Origin of the sequence: Mucilaginibacter sp. NFR10 (genome assembly GCF_900100445.1) — a bacterium.
Lineage (GTDB): Bacteria > Bacteroidota > Bacteroidia > Sphingobacteriales > Sphingobacteriaceae > Mucilaginibacter > Mucilaginibacter rubeus.
The window spans coordinates 158,927-175,142 of record NZ_FMTV01000009.1; the positions used below are offsets into that span (position 1 = coordinate 158,927).

A 16,216-nucleotide genomic window follows, 5' to 3' on the forward strand; every position below is an offset into this window, starting at 1 on the left:
AGCAAATGAAAAAGATTTCAATTATAACAATGCTGGCAATCTCGGTAGTAGCGGGATCGTGCAGAAAAGATAGTTCATTTTTAGATGTGCCGCCTAAACAGGTGCTGCCAACAGATCTGGCATTTTCAGACCCTGCCCTGGTACTTTCAATCCTTGGCGATCTTTATGACAGACAACGCGATTTCTCAAGTTTAGATGGTTATCCCTCAAGAGAATATCCTCAGTCACCAAATGGTGACAGGGAGCCGGGATGGCGCACATTCGCTGATTTCAGCGAGGCTTTCCCTTCAGAAAATGGCAGCAGCTTCCTTGTGCAACGTACAGGCTGGGGCTACGGCGAATGGGCAATATGGGATTATGGTTATATTCGCGACCTGAACCTTTTTATACAACGTGCAACCGCGGCCACCAAACTTACCGAAGGTGATAAAGCGCGTTTTATTGCTGAGGCCCGTTTTTTACGTGCTAACTATTATTTTGAAATGGTTAAACGTATGGGTGGCGTTCCGTTAATTACCGATCCGTTGGCTTATGACTACTCCGGTAACGTTACCCCGCTTCAAAGGCCGCGTGCTAAAGAATCAGAAGTATATGATTTTATTATCAGCGAAGCAGAGGCTATTAAATCAATACTCCCGGCAGATGTTAACCAAAAATCAAGGGCAACTAAAGCGGCAGCATTAGCCATGGAAGCAAGGGCTGCACTATATGCAGGTTCAATTGCAAAATATGGCGCCACTACGCCCCAGGTATCATTACCGGGGAACGAAGTTGGTATTCCATCAACCTTGTCAAATGGTTACTATACCAAAGCACTGGCTGCTGCCCAGGAAATTATTAACGGTTCGGCAGGCAGTTACCAGTTATACAAAGTTCTTCCTGACCTGAGCGATAACTTCGCTGCTATTTTCCTTGATAAAAGCAGTGTAAACCAGGAAGCTATATTTGTTGAGGACTTTAAAGCCAACGGCGGTAAAGTACACGGGTTTACCACTAATGATCAGCCATTCTCAATATCCGACGAAGGTTTGGACGCAGGTCGTTTAAATCCGTCGTTGAACCTGGTTGAGGCTTTTGAAAAGCTGGATAATACCTACGCGCCAATTGCAACAAAAGATGCGGGAGGTAATCCTGTGTATTATACCAACCAGCTTGACGCTTTTGCAGGCAGGGATGCACGACTTGCAGGTACGGTATTGTTACCAAATGGCTTATTCAAAGGTAAAAGGACTGAGGTTTTTGCAGGCTACCAGCTTGGCGATGGTACAGTGATCAGCAGCGGCGACGCTACTATAACACAGGATGTACCGGGACTTGGTAAAAATATCCAGGTTGTTGGCAAAGACGGCCCTGTTAATGGATTGGAGTTTCGCACGCAAACCGGGTTTTATATCCGTAAGTATCTTGATCCAACGGTAGGCTCTGGCCGTCGCGGCCGCGGAAGCGATGTTAACTTTATCCGTTACCGTTATGCCGAAGTGCTGTTGAATGCTGCAGAGGCTGCCTTTGAACTTGGCCAAACAGGTACTGCGCTTGGTTATATTAACCAGGTAAGGTCACGTGCAGGATTAACCACTCCCCTGGCTGCACTCACCTTTGACAGGATAGTGCATGAGCGGAGGGTTGAGCTTGCATTTGAGGGGCACACCCTATATGATATGAAACGCTGGAGACTTGCCACAAGAGTTTGGGATGGTGCCCAAATGTCGGTTGCTGATCTGGTTAGCAATATTGGTAGTGCTACCAAACACAATACCCAGCCTTTCGGTTTATGGCCTTATAAGTATTTCAATCCGGGTAATCCTAATAGCGGAAAATGGATCTTTAAAGAAGTAAAACCGAGTGCTGTAACGGGTGCCAACAGGTTCCAGATAGGTAATTATTATTCACAAATAGGTGATGATATATTATCAGCAAATCCTAAAATTGTAAAGCAACCAAATCAATAGGTATTAATAATTAACCATCATGAAAATAAAATTTCATCATATCATACTTGGGCTCTTACTTGCTACCATGGGTTGCAAGAAGGATAACTATGATGCGCCCTCATCAAAACTTACCGGTCGTCTTACTTATAAAGGGGCGGCAATTAACGTTGAATATAATCAGGTCCCTTTCGAGCTTTATCAGCCAGGCTTTGGTAAAACAGGTGCAATTAAGGGCACCTTCCAACAGGATGGCAGTTACTCAACGCTTTTGTTTAACGGTAATTACAAATTTACCATTCCGCCAAATCAAGGCCCATTTATGTGGAAAGAGCTTGCCTCGGGTAAAAGAGATACATTGGCTGTAACTGTTAGCGGTAGCCAAACTCTTGATATTGAGGTAACTCCATATTACCTTATTAATAATACCAAAATAACGGGTGCCAGTAAAGTTGTTACCGCCGTATTTGATTTACAAAAGGTTATAACCGATGCCAATGCCAAAAATATAGAAGCTATTGTGTTGTATATTAACAAAACTCAGTTTGTATCAGCAGGTGATAATCAAATTGCATCTACTAATATTGCTGGTTCGGCAATTACAAACATGAATAACGTCAGCATAAGCGTAAATGTGCCAACTATAACACCTACGCAAAATTATGTGTTCGCTCGTGTAGGACTTAAAGTTGCAGATGTTGAAGATATGATTTTCTCGCCTGTAGTGAAGGTTAACTACTAAAATTATAATAAGGCCCCGCTTCATGGCGGGGCCATTTTTTTCTCCCTGCATAATTAATTACATAATATCCTTACACTTCAAAACTGATGAAGAAACTATCGCTTTGCCTGTCTCTTTTTATTACTACTTATCTATCTGCCAATGCACAGCAAGGCGAATGGCATTTGATAAAAGACAGGATCACTACCCCATGGGCCGAAAAGGTTGACCCTAAGGCACCGCTACCGGAATATCCGCGCCCGCAATTGATACGCGGCAACTGGCAAAACCTCAATGGTTTATGGAACTATGCCATAGTGCCTAAAGCAACCACAGGGCCTGCCAAATATGAAGGAAAAATATTGGTTCCTTTCGCGGTTGAATCCGCCCTGTCGGGAGTGGGTAAAACGGTGGGTAAGGATAGCATGTTGTGGTATAAAACAACCATCAGCTTAAATAAAATATTAAAAGGTAAAGATGTACTGCTGCATTTTGGTGCGGTTGACTGGCGTACCGAAGTATTTGTAAACGGTAAAAGTGCCGGCATCCATGAAGGCGGCTTTGATCCTTTTACATTTAACATTACCCCTTATTTAAAAGGCGGTTCAAAACAGGAAATTACCGTAAGCGTGTGGGACCCGACAGATGATGGTCCGCAGCCGCGTGGTAAACAAGTTAAAAAGCCCGAAGGGATCTGGTACACCCCGGTTACCGGGATTTGGCAAACTGTTTGGCTGGAAGGTGTAGCTAAAACACACATTGAAGCCACCAAACAAACCCCCAACATTGACGATCACACACTATCGGTATCCGCCGAAATTTCAAATAGCCAGCCGGGCGATAAGCTGAAGATCAGCGCCTGGAACGGCAAAACCCTTGTATCCGAAAAAACGATTGATGCCGGCGAAACTGCTGTGTTGGATATCAAAGATCAACATTTATGGTCAACCACCGATCCGTTTTTATATGATTTGAAGGTTGCAGTTATCCGTAACAATAAAGCTGTCGACGAGATTGGCAGCTACTTCGCTATGCGTAAAATTTCGCTTGGTGCGGATGCTAACGGCATTCAACGGATGCTGCTGAACAACAAATTTGTGTTTCAATATGGCCCGCTTGATCAGGGTTGGTGGCCTGATGGTTTATACACCCCGCCAACATATGAGGCTATGAGTTTTGATATTGACAAGCTAAAGGAAATGGGCTTCAACATGATCCGTAAGCACATTAAGGTTGAACCTGCCCGTTACTATGCTTATTGCGATAAAACAGGTATGTTGCTATGGCAGGATATGCCGAGCGGCGATTTAGGCAACCATTGGGAAAACCGCCCGGGTGTGCTTGACCGTGCTACCGATCAGCAGCGTACCCCTGAGTCTGAGGGTTACTACCGTAAAGAGTGGAACGCCATTATGAACTCATTATACAACTACCCATGTATTGTGGTATGGACTCCGTTTAACGAAGCATGGGGCCAGTTTAAAACTGTTGAAATTACCGAGTGGACAATGAAAAAAGATCCGTCACGTTTGGTGAACAGTGCCAGCGGTGGCAACTTCTACGATACCGGTAACATTGTCGATTTGCATAACTATCCGCACCCTGCTATGCCACGTCCTGAGATCTTCGGTAAAACTAAAGCGGTTGTTTTAGGCGAGTTTGGTGGTTTGGGCTGGCCGGTTGACGGACATACCTGGCAGGCTAATAAAAACTGGGGCTACCAAAACTTCAAAAACGGCGACGACTTGTTTAAAAGATATTCAACCTTTACCGATAGGCTGGAAGAATTGATTAAAGTTGGTCTTTCGGCAGCAGTATATACACAAACAACAGATGTGGAGGGCGAAGTAAACGGCTTCATGACTTATGACCGTAAGGTTATTAAAATGCCTGTTGAATTGTTACAAAAAGCCAACAGCAAATTGTATGATCCTGCCCTGGTGAAATAGTATCTTTACATATGACTATAAAAAATAGTATAAAACTGATGCGCAGGGAAGTTTGTCTTTCTGTGGCCATGATCTGTGCGGGCTTTGCAACTGTGAATGCCCAGGGCGTGAAAGCAACCACGGTAACAACGGTTGATAACAAAGGCGCGAATGCTTTTTATGTAAACAACCGCGCCCCCTTGCAAAGGCAATATTTTACCAAATTGCCTACAGGTAGTATTGAAGCAGGCGGCTGGTTAAAAAAAATGATGGAACTACAGCGCGACGGCTTAACCGGTAACCTTGGCGAGATCAGTGTTTGGCTTTCAAAAACCAACAATGCCTGGCTTAACAAAGAGGGCAAAGGCGAATATGGTTGGGAAGAACTTCCCTACTGGCTAAAAGGTTATGCCGATATAGCCTACACGTTGAAGGATAAAAAGATGATTGCCGAAACCAAATTTTGGATTGATGCAGTATTGAATAATCAGCGTGACAACGGTGATTTTGGTCCGGCGGTTGAGCATAACGGTAATCGCGACCTTTGGACTAACATGCCGATGCTCTGGTGCCTGCAATCATATTACGAATACACTAAAGATCCCCGCGTTATCCCTTTCATGACCAAATACTTTAAGTATGAATTAGCTACGCCTGATAACAAGTTTTTAGAGGATTACTGGGAAAACAGCCGCGGCGGCGACAATATGCTGAGTGTTTATTGGCTGTATAACCGCACCGGCGATAAATTTTTGCTTGACTTAGCTACCAAGCTTGACAAAAATACTGCCGACTGGCGCCAGGCTAATAACCTGCCCAACTGGCATAATGTTAACGTAGCCCAATGTTTCCGCGAGCCGGCAACTTACTATCTGCAAAGCCATGATAAAAAAGATTTGGATGCTACCTATAACGATTTTAAACTGATCCGTGATATCTACGGACAGGTTCCGGGCGGTATGTTTGGTGCCGATGAAAACGCACGTAAAGGTTATGATGATCCGCGCCAGGCGGTAGAAACCTGTGGTTTGGTGGAGCAAATGACATCCGACCAGATGTTGTTAGGTAATACCGGAGATCGTTTCTGGGCCGAAAATTGTGAAGACGTAGCTTTCAATACCTTCCCTGCAGCTTTTATGCCCGATTATCGTGCCTTACGTTATCTAACTGCACCTAACATGGTGGTGAGCGATGGGAAAAACCACCATCCGGGTATTGCCAATGAAGGGCCGTTTTTGATGATGAACCCTTTCGGCAGCCGTTGCTGCCAGCATAACCACGCTGCTGGTTGGGTATATTATGCCGAAAACAGCTGGATGGCTACCCCTGATAACGGCATAGCTGCCCTGCTTTACACCGAAGGTAAGGTGAACGCGAAGGTCGGTAACGGAACTACGGTAAGCATCGCCGAAACAAGTCACTATCCATTCCAGGATCAGATCAACTTTATGGTTAATACGCCAAAAGCAGTCGATTTCCCGCTTTACCTGCGGATCCCGGAATGGTGCAAAGGCGCATCGGTAAAAGTTAATGGCGTCGCTGTAGATGTAAATACCTCAACAGGCGATTATATCCGCTTAGCTAAAAACTGGAAAAATGGCGATAAAGTAACGCTTCAGTTGCCAATGCAGCTTAAGGTGAAAGAATGGGCTAAAAACAAAAATAGCGTAAGTGTTAGCTATGGCCCGCTTACCTATTCTTTGAAAATAGAAGAGCAATATACCAAAGGAGATAACCTGAAAGATGCTCAGGGCGATTCGCACTGGCAACCCGGTGCTGACCCTCAAAAATGGCCTTCGTATAACATCTATGCAGCATCCCCATGGAATTATGGTTTACTGATAGATGAGCAACATCCTGAAAAATCGATAGAGGTTGTTCACCGCGCGTGGCCAAAGGACAATAATCCGTTCACCAATACCACTGCGCCGATAGAGTTGAAAGCAAAAGGTAAACAGCTGCCCGGTTGGAAGATAGATGAAACAGGTTTATGTGGTGTATTGCCACAAAGTCCGGTTAAAACTGAGGAACCTGCTAAAGAACTAACATTGGTACCTATGGGCGGGGCAAGGTTAAGGATCTCGGCTTTCCCGGTTGCTGAATAATGAAAAATGCAGATGGGGGCTTACAGTTACACAACCAAACGCACATCCATCCATGCCGCTGAATTGGAGTTTAACGGTGAAACACTGGTTTGCGACAGGGATAAGCCATTTAGTTTCTGGCTGGCCGACGTCAAATAAAATATCGACAGAAATAAAAAGAATATAATTGGTTATGCGGCAGATATTCATTTGGTTAATGGGTGTGTTTGCCCCGGTGATGGTTCTGGGGCAACACTATGCCGTTAACAGCAAAACTATTGCCTGGGATCAAACCACCTTAAAACAGGTCGGGAGCAGAAACGACAATTACGCCCGCATGATCCAGTTGAGTAATGGCAACCTGTTTTGCGTTTATGAAAGCGCCGGGGGCGTTGAATGTATTACAAGCAGCGATCTTGGTAAAAGCTGGGATCAACCTGTTGTAATTGCAAAACCGACGGCGGGCGTAAATATGGCAGTGCCAGAGATATTGGAACTGAAAGATCATTCCTTACTGGCATCATACAACCCGCGCCCTCATAAAGTGAACGGTAGTTGGGATACCACCAAGCACTTCGCCATCTGCACAAAAAAAAGCTACGATAAAGGTAAAACCTGGGCAGATGAACGCCTGATTTATGAGGCTCGTTACAACTTTGATGATGGCTGCTGGGAGCCATCGCAAATTCAGTTACCATCGGGCGAGATCCAGTTGTTTTTTTCGAACGAGGGTGTCTATACCAAATCAAACGAGCAGAATATTTCCTTATTCAGATCAAAGGATAATGGTTTAAGCTGGACTAAGCAGCCTGAGATAGTCTCCTTCAGGCCAAATCATCGGGATGGTATGCCGGTACCCATCATCCTGAAAGGGAAAAATGAAATAGTGTTTTCCATAGAAGATAACGCGGGTACAAGTTTTAAACCGTCTATCATCCGCAACAGCATCGGCCAAAACTGGCAAAAAACAGTCGGGCCTGATGATGCCGAACGTACATACGCGTTAACACCCAAATTGCCGGATACGGTTTACGCAGGAGCGCCTTACTTAAGGCAACTGCACAGTGGCGAAACTGTGCTATCCTATCAAAGCACGCAAAACCGTAACCATAACTGGGAGCAAGCCTGTATGCAGGTAGCTTTAAGTGATAGTAATGCTAAAGATTTTGTGAGTGTACCAACACCATTTGATATTCCGCTTAACAAACACGGATTGTGGAATGCGTTGTGTGTGCTTAATGATGATACCATTATCGCGTTAACATCAACAAATGCCTTTGGGAAGGGGACGGAGATATGGATGATAAAGGGGAGAGTGGTGAAAAAGAAGTAAGGAGCAAAAAGCCGGGGCGGTGCGATTCCCCTCTTGAGAGGGGTGGAGGGGTGTGTTTATCCAATACGCAATGAACACCGAAGAAACACACCCCTGCCATCACACTATCGTACGCGCTCCCTCTCAAGAGGGGAATTAAAAAAACAAAACAGAATTAAACTATTAAACACTTATAGATGCAAACAAAACTAAAAGTATTGGCGCTTGCTTTGGCAATGCCATTGGGGATGAGGGTAATGGCGCAGCAAAAGGCGCCGGCACAGGTATGGTCTGAGGCGAAGGCGAAAACCTGGTATGCACAGCAGCAATGGTTGGTTGGTGCCGATTTTATTCCAAGCACAGCCATCAATCAGTTGGAAATGTGGCAGGCCGATACCTTCGATCCAAAAACGATAGATAGGGAATTAGGCTATGCACAGGGCATCGGCATGAATGTGATGCGCGTATTCCTGCACCATTTAGCCTGGGAGCAGGATCATGAAGGTTTCAAAAAACGCATGGACGAATACCTTGCTATTTCAAGTAAACACGGCGTAAAAACCATGTTTGTGTTTTTTGATGACTGCTGGAACAAAGTGCCTAAAATAGGTAAACAACCAGAGCCAAAACCAGGTATTCACAATTCAGGCTGGATGCAGGATCCGGGCCAACCGGCATCTGACAACGCGGCAAATTCGCCGGTTCTTGAAAAATACGTGAAGGATGTCTTGAAACGTTTTGCCAATGACAAACGCATTTTGCTTTGGGATTTGTATAATGAGCCGGGCAACTCTGATAAAGGCAACCGTTCATTACCATTGCTTAAAAGTGTATTCAAATGGGCAAGGCAGGTAAATCCAAGCCAGCCAATTAGTGCAGGCGTATGGCGCTGGGATCTGGAAGATCTGAACAAATTCCAGATAGCTAACTCGGATATTATTACTTATCATGATTACACGCCTGAAGCTGAACACCTGAAAACTGTACAGTTTTTGAAAATGAACGGTCGCCCGTTGATTTGTACCGAGTACATGGCCCGTCCACGTAACAGTCTGTTCGGTACGGTATTGCCAATGCTTAAAAAAGAAAACGTAGGCGCTATAAACTGGGGCTTTGTAAGCGGTAAAACCAATACCATTTACGCCTGGGATACCCCAATGCTTGATGGCAAAGAACCTAAGCTGTGGTTCCATGATATTTTCCGTAAGGATGGTACTGCCTACATCCCGGAAGAAACAAACCTGATCAAGAAACTAACCGGACGATAGTTTTAGATGTGTGGATTTCACATGTGCGAATGTGCAGATGATTTCCGAATACTGAAACCACCGTTTTAAATAGAGACGCATCCATTCCTGTTCGTCTCCCGCGTTAACCTATCAAGCAAATCTGCTTGTCATACGTGAGAAGCATTTTATTACAGACTTACGAAGTTTCAAAAACTTCGTAAGTCTTGTTTCTCGCTAATACCTCCTTTAAACCAATTACACCAATGAAGAAGTTTTTTAGTTACCTGATGCTGGGCCTGTTCGGCACTATAACCGCCTGTCGCAGCCATGCACAGCAAGTTGAGCCAACTAAACAGCCAGCGCCTTATAATGGTCTTATTCATGTTGTGCTTGACAGGGATTTCCCCGATCCTACGGTGATCAGTTATAATGGCAAGTATTACGCTTATGCAACCCAATCGCCGGGAGGTGGTGGAAAGATGATCAATATCCAGGTGGCCTGGTCAACTGATCATGAACATTGGACTTACGCGGGTGATGCTTTGCCACAAAAACCTTCATGGGCTTCCAATACGCAAAACTTTTGGGCGCCGGATGTTTTCTTCGATGCCAAACTCAATAAATTTGTCATGTTCTTTTCCGCCGATCCAAATGAGTTAACCGGCAAATGGATGGGAATAGCTTATGCTGACAACCCGCTTGGCCCTTTTACAGACAGAGGTACACCATTTATGAAAGGCCCGAGTTTTCACTGTATTGATCCAAAAGCTTTTGTTGACCCTAAAACCGGGAAGCATTTTCTTTACTGGGGATCGGACTTTCAGCCATTGCGGGTACAGGAAATGAAAGATGACTGGTCGGACTTTAAAGAAGGTTCACAGCCAACAGTTGTAGTTGAACCGGGCAAGGATAAAAGTTACAGTAATTTGGTTGAAGGATCATGGCTTGATTACGATAACGGAACCTATTATCTGTACTATTCGGGCGATAACTGCTGCGGTGCCGGTGCCAATTATGCGGTAATGATAGCGAAGGCCGATAATCCGCTTGGCCCGTTTTTAAGGTTGGGCGAAAGTGATAAAACCCTCAATAGCGCTATATTGGTTAAAGATGCTGTTTACACGGCTCCTGGTCATAATTCTATTTTTACCGACGAAAAGGGAAACAAGTTTATAGCTTATCACGCTATCGAAATAGTCCGCAAGGAAAAAGGGAGGGTAATGTGTATCAGCCCTATCAAATATCAAAATGGCTGGCCGGTAGTAACTAAATAGTAATAATATGGTTTATCAATTAAAACATCTGGCACTTTACGGATTGCTATTGCTGACTTTTTTAAATGCCGGGGCGCAGGTATCAGGCTATAAAAACTTTAAACCGGCGGCCGGCGTAAGTGTAATGGCAAATACCGCAAACGTAACGGTAACCTGGCCGGCAGGGATTAACAGCAAGGCTAAACTTGTTTTAAATTTAAAAAATGGCCAACCGCTATTTACCAGCGTGCAGTTAAGTAAAGGAGGTATTTACAAACCGGTAATTGAAAATGTTGATCCGCAGTTTATCCTCACAGAAGGCAAGCGCGACCTTATCTCTCAAAACGGCTGGAACATCTTTTTTGATAAAGTACCGTTGAAGCCGCACCATTCCTATAAGGTGGATTTTCATAAAAAGTCAGTCAATGTAAGCGGTAAAGGCACCCGAACTGTAATTACCATACCCGGATTAGAAGCTCCCAATTTTAAAGGCGACCTGGAAATCACCCTGTACAACGGACAGCCCCTGTTTAATGTAGCTGCGGTTGTATCAACACCAATTGACTCAACTGCCATTTTGTATGATGCAGGTTTGATAGCTACAACAAAACCGCTTAAGACTGTAAGTTACAGCGATGTGTATGAACACCTGCAAACAGATCAGATTGAACGGCCTGATACAGCTAAAAACCTCGCTGTAAAATACCGCACCATCATAGGCGCAAATGATAATGCCGCGATAGCCATATTCCCTGCACCGCACCAGTATTTTTATCCTTTGGATGAAGCTTTCAATCTCAAGTTTGTATGGTACGGTAACAATTACCGCAGTTTGCTTCCGGGTTTTGGGCTTGGTATCAGGCAGGAATTACAGGGCGATAAACGTTTCGTGCCCTGGTTTAACGCCCCTCCGGGAACCAAACAACGGCTTAACTTTTTTTGCCTGCTGGGCAATGATGGTGCAGACGCTTTGCTGAATAACGTAAAGCAATTCACCCATGATGACAGTTACAAGCCGCTTCTCGGTTACAAAACCATGGCCAGCCACTTCCATAACGAGTTTATCATGAGTTTGGTGTTGGCAGGTAAGCATGTACCTGATAGCCCATCATTTGTAAAAGTATTAAAGCGTCAAGGCATCAACATAGTTCATTTGGCTGAGTTTCATTACACAGCGCACCCTAAAGGACCGGACGAGCAGCGCCTTAAAGAATTAAAAGCGCTGTTTGATCAGTGTAACCGCTTGTCTGATTCTAATTTTTTACTGCTGCCCGGCGAAGAGCCTAATGAATTTTTTGGCGGGCACTGGCTGGCATTTTTCCCTAAGCCGGTTTACTGGATCATGTCGCGCAAGGCGGGTACGCCTTTTGAAAGTACCGATGCCGAACATGGCAAAGTTTACCACATTGGTGACAAAGCCGATATGCTGAACCTGCTTAAAGCCGAAAATGGTTTGGCCTGGACAGCGCATGCCCGTACAAAGGGATCAACCGGTTTCCCGGATGCTTATAAAAAAGAAGATTTTTACCTGTCCGACAGATTTTTAGGAGCTGCCTGGAAAGCTTTACCTGCTGATCTTTCAGAGCCTCGTTTAGGCAAACGGGTATTTGATCTGATGGATGATATGAATAACTGGGGCCTGAAAAAGAAAGTACTTTCCGAAGCAGACTTGTTCAGCATCGAGCCTGAAAATGAAATGTACGCCCATCTCAACGTAAACTACCTAAAGCTCGCCAAACAGCCGCAATATAAAAATGGCTGGCAACCTGTACTCGATGTACTGGAGCAGGGAAAATTCTTTTCCACTACCGGCGAAGTTTTGATAGAAGATTTTACCGTAAACGGCCATTCTTCAGGCGAAACCATCGCCCTCCCTGTCAATGGTAAATGTACCGTCAATTTTAAAACCAATTGGACATTCCCGCTCAATTTTGCCGAAATCATTTCGGGAGATGGGAAGCGGGTTTATCGTGAGCGGATCGATCTTACATCAACCCAGGCCTTCAGCACAAAAACATTTAGTAAAGTGTTAAACATGAAAGGCCGCAAATGGGTACGGCTTGAAGTATGGGATGCTGCGGTTGATGGCGCTTATACACAAACGGTTTGGTTGAAGTAAAAACAAACCTACGCCGCCGCTCGGCTCCAGTCGAGTGGCAACTATAAAAACGGCCTCTGGCCGGCCTCCGCCGCCGTTGTTGGTGTTGTCACCAACAACTCTGCGCTATGCAATTATTGCGTTACATTAGCAAATAAGCATTTCGTGATTATAAGAGCAATAACGCATGAAAAGTTGTTGGTGACAACACCAACAACGGCATAGTTTAAATAGCGTGAACACTTATAAAATTACGGTTCAGGTAATATTCAGACCTGAACCGTTCTCCTTAAATATTTCGGTGTGTATTTTACAGGGATTTTAACCAGTGCCCGCTCTGTGAAAAAGCTTTTCAGGGCTGCCACCTTCCTGGTGCGGATAAGATAGCTGATGAATAAGGCAATTAACATAAATTTTTACTTAACAATAGTTGCAAAACGTTGATAAAAAGCGGTAGGGCTGTCGGCATGCTTCGGCTCGTATTTACCGGCAATAATGGGGATATATATTACCCTGCGGCGGCTTTCCTCACCAACTACGGTTGACTGGGCCACGCGATGCCATAAACGGCCATCATGTATGGTCAGGTCGCCGGCAGTGGGGATAATAGCTACCTCATTTTCGTCGGTATCATGATCAAGGAAATACTTTTTACGGAAAAGCATCTGGTAAAGGTTTTGCTTATGTGTGCCGGGAAGGATGCGTAAACCGCCGTTCTCCGGGTTTAAAGTGCTCAGATGGATGCCGACATTAAGCATCGGGTTTAACTTTTGGCCGTGAAAAATATCACGCAGGCCATCGGTATGCCATCCCATTTTGGTAAAACTACTTTCGGGGCCGTTAACGTAGTGGTTAAAAACCATGCCGTCTTTTTCATCAGTTCCCAGCCGGGATCCTTCACCTATCAGGTTAAGTAATACCTGGAAACGGGGATCTTTGGTAAATTCATCTAACAGTTTATGGTGTTGATTAATAAAGGCAAAGCGTTGTACAATAGGCGAGCCGTCAAGGTCTTTACCGTATTTGATGGGTACGCCGTTTACCTTTTCGGTGTTATTATTTATCCAGGTGTTTTCAACCTGCTTTGATGCGTTGATAATGTCGGTAACAGTTTCGGGCTTAATGAAGTTTTTAAAATGAATAAAACCGTGCTGATTAAAAAAAGCCTGCTGTTCGGGCGTAATTGTTGAGCCTAATGTGAATTTTTGATATGACGTTGCCATGTGGTGGAAAAGATATTAAAGTACCTGGAAAATGAGATTGTAAACGCTGGGTGCCGCCGGGGCAGTTTTTAGGAAAGGAGGTGGTCCTTTTTAAGGGAAATTAACAACAACAGCTGCACATGACCCTTGTTATCAAGGGCATTCGCATAGGGCATGCAAATAATATGTTGTGCTTATTGTTCAATATATATTAAATCTATCTTTTTAGTAGACTAATGCAAATGTAAACAAATTGTTAATCATACCAAATATTTATAAAAATATTTTTTTAATGCTTGTAAAGTCCGGCGGTTACGCGTTCAATCAGGGTTTTAGGGCTATATGTTGCAGCTGCGGCCGAAAGCTTATTTAAAAATCCAGGGACTATTTCAGCCTTTTTGTTGAACATTCCCTTTATCCCGATGGCTGCAACTTCATCAGCAGTCATGTTGAACTTTGCTGCCAGTTCGGCCAGGCCATCCATCCCGGAACTGTGCGCAAAGCCTGTGTCTGTAGGGCCGGGGCAAAGGCAGCTTACTGATACCGGCGTTTCCTTAAGCTCATATCTTAGAGCCCGGCTAAATGATAAAACAAACGCTTTGGTGGCTGCATATACAGCCAGCGTCGGTACAGCCTGGTAAGCCGCGGTGCTGGATACACTGAGAATAAAAGCCCGCTGCTGCAATTTTAAAAGCGGGATAAAATGATAGCAGACCTCGGTAAGGGCATTCATATTAACCTGCATCATCCGGGTTTGCGCGACCAGATCCAATTCATCAAAATTTCCCCACGCACCATGCCCCGCGTTATTTATCAATATCGATACGGGTACATTTAAATTTTTAGCCCAGTCAAAGACCCGGAGGGCCGCACCTGCACCGGAAAGATCAATCGCGAGATAATCAGTTTTAACATGAAAATTAGTTTTTATTTGGGCGGATACGGCAATGAGGTCATTTTCTGACCGGGAAACCAGCAGCAGGTTATATCCTTTTTGGGCCAGCAATATGGCCATTGACCGCCCAATGCCTTTACCTGCTCCCGTAACTAAAGCGTACTGATCCATCATTTTTATAAGTATATCTGCACTGCAAGTTTAAATAAAAATAATCTACTAAACTTGTAGACTATTTAAAATGTTATTACGTTTGTACTGATATGAAAACTATACCGCCCCGTTTTCTTTTTTTAAGCTATAACCAGCAAGGTTATTGTTGTTGCCGGTAAATCGTAACCGCTCCCCTATTCGTTATTATATCTGTAACACAACAATTATCACAAGCTTAAAATTGATCATGACCGCTTATCGTACAAAATATTTATTCAGCGCCTTTGTAGTCATTGGTTCTATATTATCTGTACTTCCTGCATCGGCCCAGCTCTCGGCTTCGGTAAGGTATAAGTTCAACCTGCGGCCCGATACATCTGCCCACAGTATAATTGATGATAGTTATTCGTCCAAACTGCTTGCGGGGGTATCAAACAAACCTGTTATTGATAAAGCCGACGCCGCTTTTGAGACGGATCTTGAAAGTGAACTGGATACCCATGCCGGCCGTAAAAAGGTGTTGAACTATTTAAAAGAGCTATCGGTCAACAATACCGGCGAAAGTAATTATAACCAGGCGAAAGTTAAATCATATTATAAGCTTGCCAATGTATTTGCCAGGCTGCATTTGTACCCTTTGGCCATGAAATGCTTTTTTAAAGCGATGGTATCTAAAAAAACGGGGAGTGATCTTGTATCCGCTGCTCTGGATTCTCTCGTTTCTGATACAACCGGCCGGCAGTTACATTTAAACAGCGGCCTGCTGGCCATTAACGCAAATGACGATTCAGTATTTGTAAACACCCCGGTTCAGCTAAAAGATAAAAAAGAGAAGAAGAGCAAATCGATCACTTATAACCGCATCCTGAATACCTTTAACGATGGTAAAAAAGCGGCTGCTTACGCACTGTTATTTCATGTAAAACAGCCAAAACCGGGTAAATCGACTGTATTTGTACGGGCTAACACCGGTCATACTTTTATCACGCTCATCAAGTACAACACCGATTCAAGCTCGGTTTCTGTTTCCTTCGGATTTTATCCTAAAAAGGACAACATATTTTCAGCCACTCCATGGGAGCCGGAAACCTCGGGAACTTTAAAAAATGATGAGGCGCACAAATGGGATGAAGTAATGGGCAAGTTTATAACCGAACGCCGGTTTAAAAGGATCCTGAAACTAACCCGTTTATACGATGGATTGGAGTATCACCTGTCAAAAAATAACTGTACAGATTTTGCATTGCAGGCAGCTTCATGTGCGGGGTTCGGGGTTACCAACTCAAGAGGCTCATGGCCGCTCGGCCAGGGGAACAATCCCGGAACAACCGGGCAAAGCATAATAGCAGGCGGTATTTATGATAATGACAAGGCCGATCTGTTTATTGATTTTGATGAAAATCTGAAATAAAA

12 protein-coding genes are annotated in these 16,216 nt (G+C 44.3%); 10 read left to right on the forward strand and 2 right to left on the reverse strand.

Features of this window, described 5'->3' with window-relative positions; genetic code table 11:
• The first annotated feature begins 5 nt into the window (after window positions 1–5).
• The 9 genes from BLP33_RS24325 to BLP33_RS24360 all read left to right on the forward strand — a co-directional run bounded on the left by BLP33_RS24325 (window position 6) and on the right by BLP33_RS24360 (window position 12,574).
• Window positions 6–1,949, forward strand: coding sequence for a RagB/SusD family nutrient uptake outer membrane protein (locus BLP33_RS24325; RefSeq protein ID WP_090534070.1), 1,944 nt, complete (start codon window positions 6–8; stop codon window positions 1,947–1,949).
• A 19-nt stretch (window positions 1,950–1,968) separates the two neighbouring features.
• Window positions 1,969–2,670: a DUF3823 domain-containing protein gene (locus BLP33_RS24330; RefSeq protein WP_090534072.1), complete on the forward strand. Its 702-nt coding sequence runs from the start codon at window positions 1,969–1,971 to the stop codon at window positions 2,668–2,670.
• Between the two features lie 86 nt (window positions 2,671–2,756).
• Window positions 2,757–4,598, forward strand: coding sequence for a glycoside hydrolase family 2 protein (locus BLP33_RS24335; RefSeq protein WP_090534074.1), 1,842 nt, complete (start codon window positions 2,757–2,759; stop codon window positions 4,596–4,598).
• Window positions 4,599–4,609: 11 nt separating this feature from the next.
• Window positions 4,610–6,682, forward strand: coding sequence for a beta-L-arabinofuranosidase domain-containing protein (locus BLP33_RS24340; RefSeq protein WP_254780251.1), 2,073 nt, complete (start codon window positions 4,610–4,612; stop codon window positions 6,680–6,682).
• Between the two features lie 12 nt (window positions 6,683–6,694).
• Window positions 6,695–6,820 carry a hypothetical protein gene (locus BLP33_RS27820; RefSeq protein ID WP_255485184.1) on the forward strand — a complete coding sequence of 42 codons (126 nt, stop codon included), beginning with the start codon at window positions 6,695–6,697 and terminating at the stop codon, window positions 6,818–6,820.
• 34 nt (window positions 6,821–6,854) lie between these two features.
• Complete coding sequence (locus tag BLP33_RS24345; protein WP_090534076.1) at window positions 6,855–7,994, forward strand: sialidase family protein; 1,140 nt, start codon at window positions 6,855–6,857, stop codon at window positions 7,992–7,994.
• A gap of 176 nt (window positions 7,995–8,170) precedes the next feature.
• Entirely contained in the window at window positions 8,171–9,241 is a 1,071-nt protein-coding gene (locus BLP33_RS24350) for a cellulase family glycosylhydrolase (protein ID WP_217633223.1), read from the forward strand.
• Window positions 9,242–9,465: 224 nt separating this feature from the next.
• Window positions 9,466–10,476 carry a glycoside hydrolase family 43 protein gene (locus BLP33_RS24355; RefSeq protein ID WP_090534078.1) on the forward strand — a complete coding sequence of 337 codons (1,011 nt, stop codon included), beginning with the start codon at window positions 9,466–9,468 and terminating at the stop codon, window positions 10,474–10,476.
• Between the two features lie 7 nt (window positions 10,477–10,483).
• Complete coding sequence (locus BLP33_RS24360) at window positions 10,484–12,574, forward strand: CehA/McbA family metallohydrolase domain-containing protein (RefSeq protein WP_090534080.1); 2,091 nt, start codon at window positions 10,484–10,486, stop codon at window positions 12,572–12,574.
• A 395-nt stretch (window positions 12,575–12,969) separates the two neighbouring features.
• Here BLP33_RS24360 and BLP33_RS24365 read toward each other — a convergent pair whose 3' ends face one another.
• Both BLP33_RS24365 and BLP33_RS24370 read right to left on the reverse strand, forming a co-directional pair.
• A complete protein-coding gene (locus BLP33_RS24365; RefSeq protein ID WP_090534082.1) occupies window positions 12,970–13,776 on the reverse strand; it encodes a phytanoyl-CoA dioxygenase family protein in 807 nt (268 codons plus the stop codon).
• 268 nt (window positions 13,777–14,044) lie between these two features.
• The gene (locus tag BLP33_RS24370; protein WP_254780253.1) at window positions 14,045–14,824 is read right to left on the reverse strand and encodes an SDR family NAD(P)-dependent oxidoreductase; all 780 of its coding nucleotides are present in this window, start codon (window positions 14,822–14,824) and stop codon (window positions 14,045–14,047) included.
• A gap of 226 nt (window positions 14,825–15,050) precedes the next feature.
• On the opposite strand from BLP33_RS24370, the gene BLP33_RS24375 reads away from it, so the two are divergent.
• Window positions 15,051–16,214 (forward strand): hypothetical protein, encoded by a 1,164-nt coding sequence (locus BLP33_RS24375; RefSeq protein WP_090534086.1) that lies wholly within the window; start codon window positions 15,051–15,053, stop codon window positions 16,212–16,214.
• Window positions 16,215–16,216: the final 2 nt, after the last annotated feature.

Excerpts from the sequence above, each read along its gene's own strand:
- BLP33_RS24330 (WP_090534072.1), top strand. The coding sequence starts at position 1,969 with ATGAAAATAAAATTTCATCATATCATACTTGGGCTCTTACTTGCTACC.
- BLP33_RS24350 (WP_217633223.1), top strand. The coding sequence starts at position 8,171 with ATGCAAACAAAACTAAAAGTATTGGCGCTTGCTTTGGCAATGCCATTG.
- BLP33_RS24360 (WP_090534080.1), top strand. The coding sequence starts at position 10,484 with ATGGTTTATCAATTAAAACATCTGGCACTTTACGGATTGCTATTGCTG.
- BLP33_RS24365 (WP_090534082.1), bottom strand. The coding sequence starts at position 13,776 with ATGGCAACGTCATATCAAAAATTCACATTAGGCTCAACAATTACGCCC.
- BLP33_RS24325 (WP_090534070.1), top strand. The coding sequence starts at position 6 with ATGAAAAAGATTTCAATTATAACAATGCTGGCAATCTCGGTAGTAGCG.
- BLP33_RS24370 (WP_254780253.1), bottom strand. The coding sequence starts at position 14,824 with ATGATGGATCAGTACGCTTTAGTTACGGGAGCAGGTAAAGGCATTGGG.
- BLP33_RS24375 (WP_090534086.1), top strand. The coding sequence starts at position 15,051 with ATGACCGCTTATCGTACAAAATATTTATTCAGCGCCTTTGTAGTCATT.
- BLP33_RS24340 (WP_254780251.1), top strand. The coding sequence starts at position 4,610 with ATGACTATAAAAAATAGTATAAAACTGATGCGCAGGGAAGTTTGTCTT.
- BLP33_RS24345 (WP_090534076.1), top strand. The coding sequence starts at position 6,855 with ATGCGGCAGATATTCATTTGGTTAATGGGTGTGTTTGCCCCGGTGATG.
- BLP33_RS24335 (WP_090534074.1), top strand. The coding sequence starts at position 2,757 with ATGAAGAAACTATCGCTTTGCCTGTCTCTTTTTATTACTACTTATCTA.
- BLP33_RS24355 (WP_090534078.1), top strand. The coding sequence starts at position 9,466 with ATGAAGAAGTTTTTTAGTTACCTGATGCTGGGCCTGTTCGGCACTATA.
- BLP33_RS27820 (WP_255485184.1), top strand. The coding sequence starts at position 6,695 with ATGGGGGCTTACAGTTACACAACCAAACGCACATCCATCCATGCCGCT.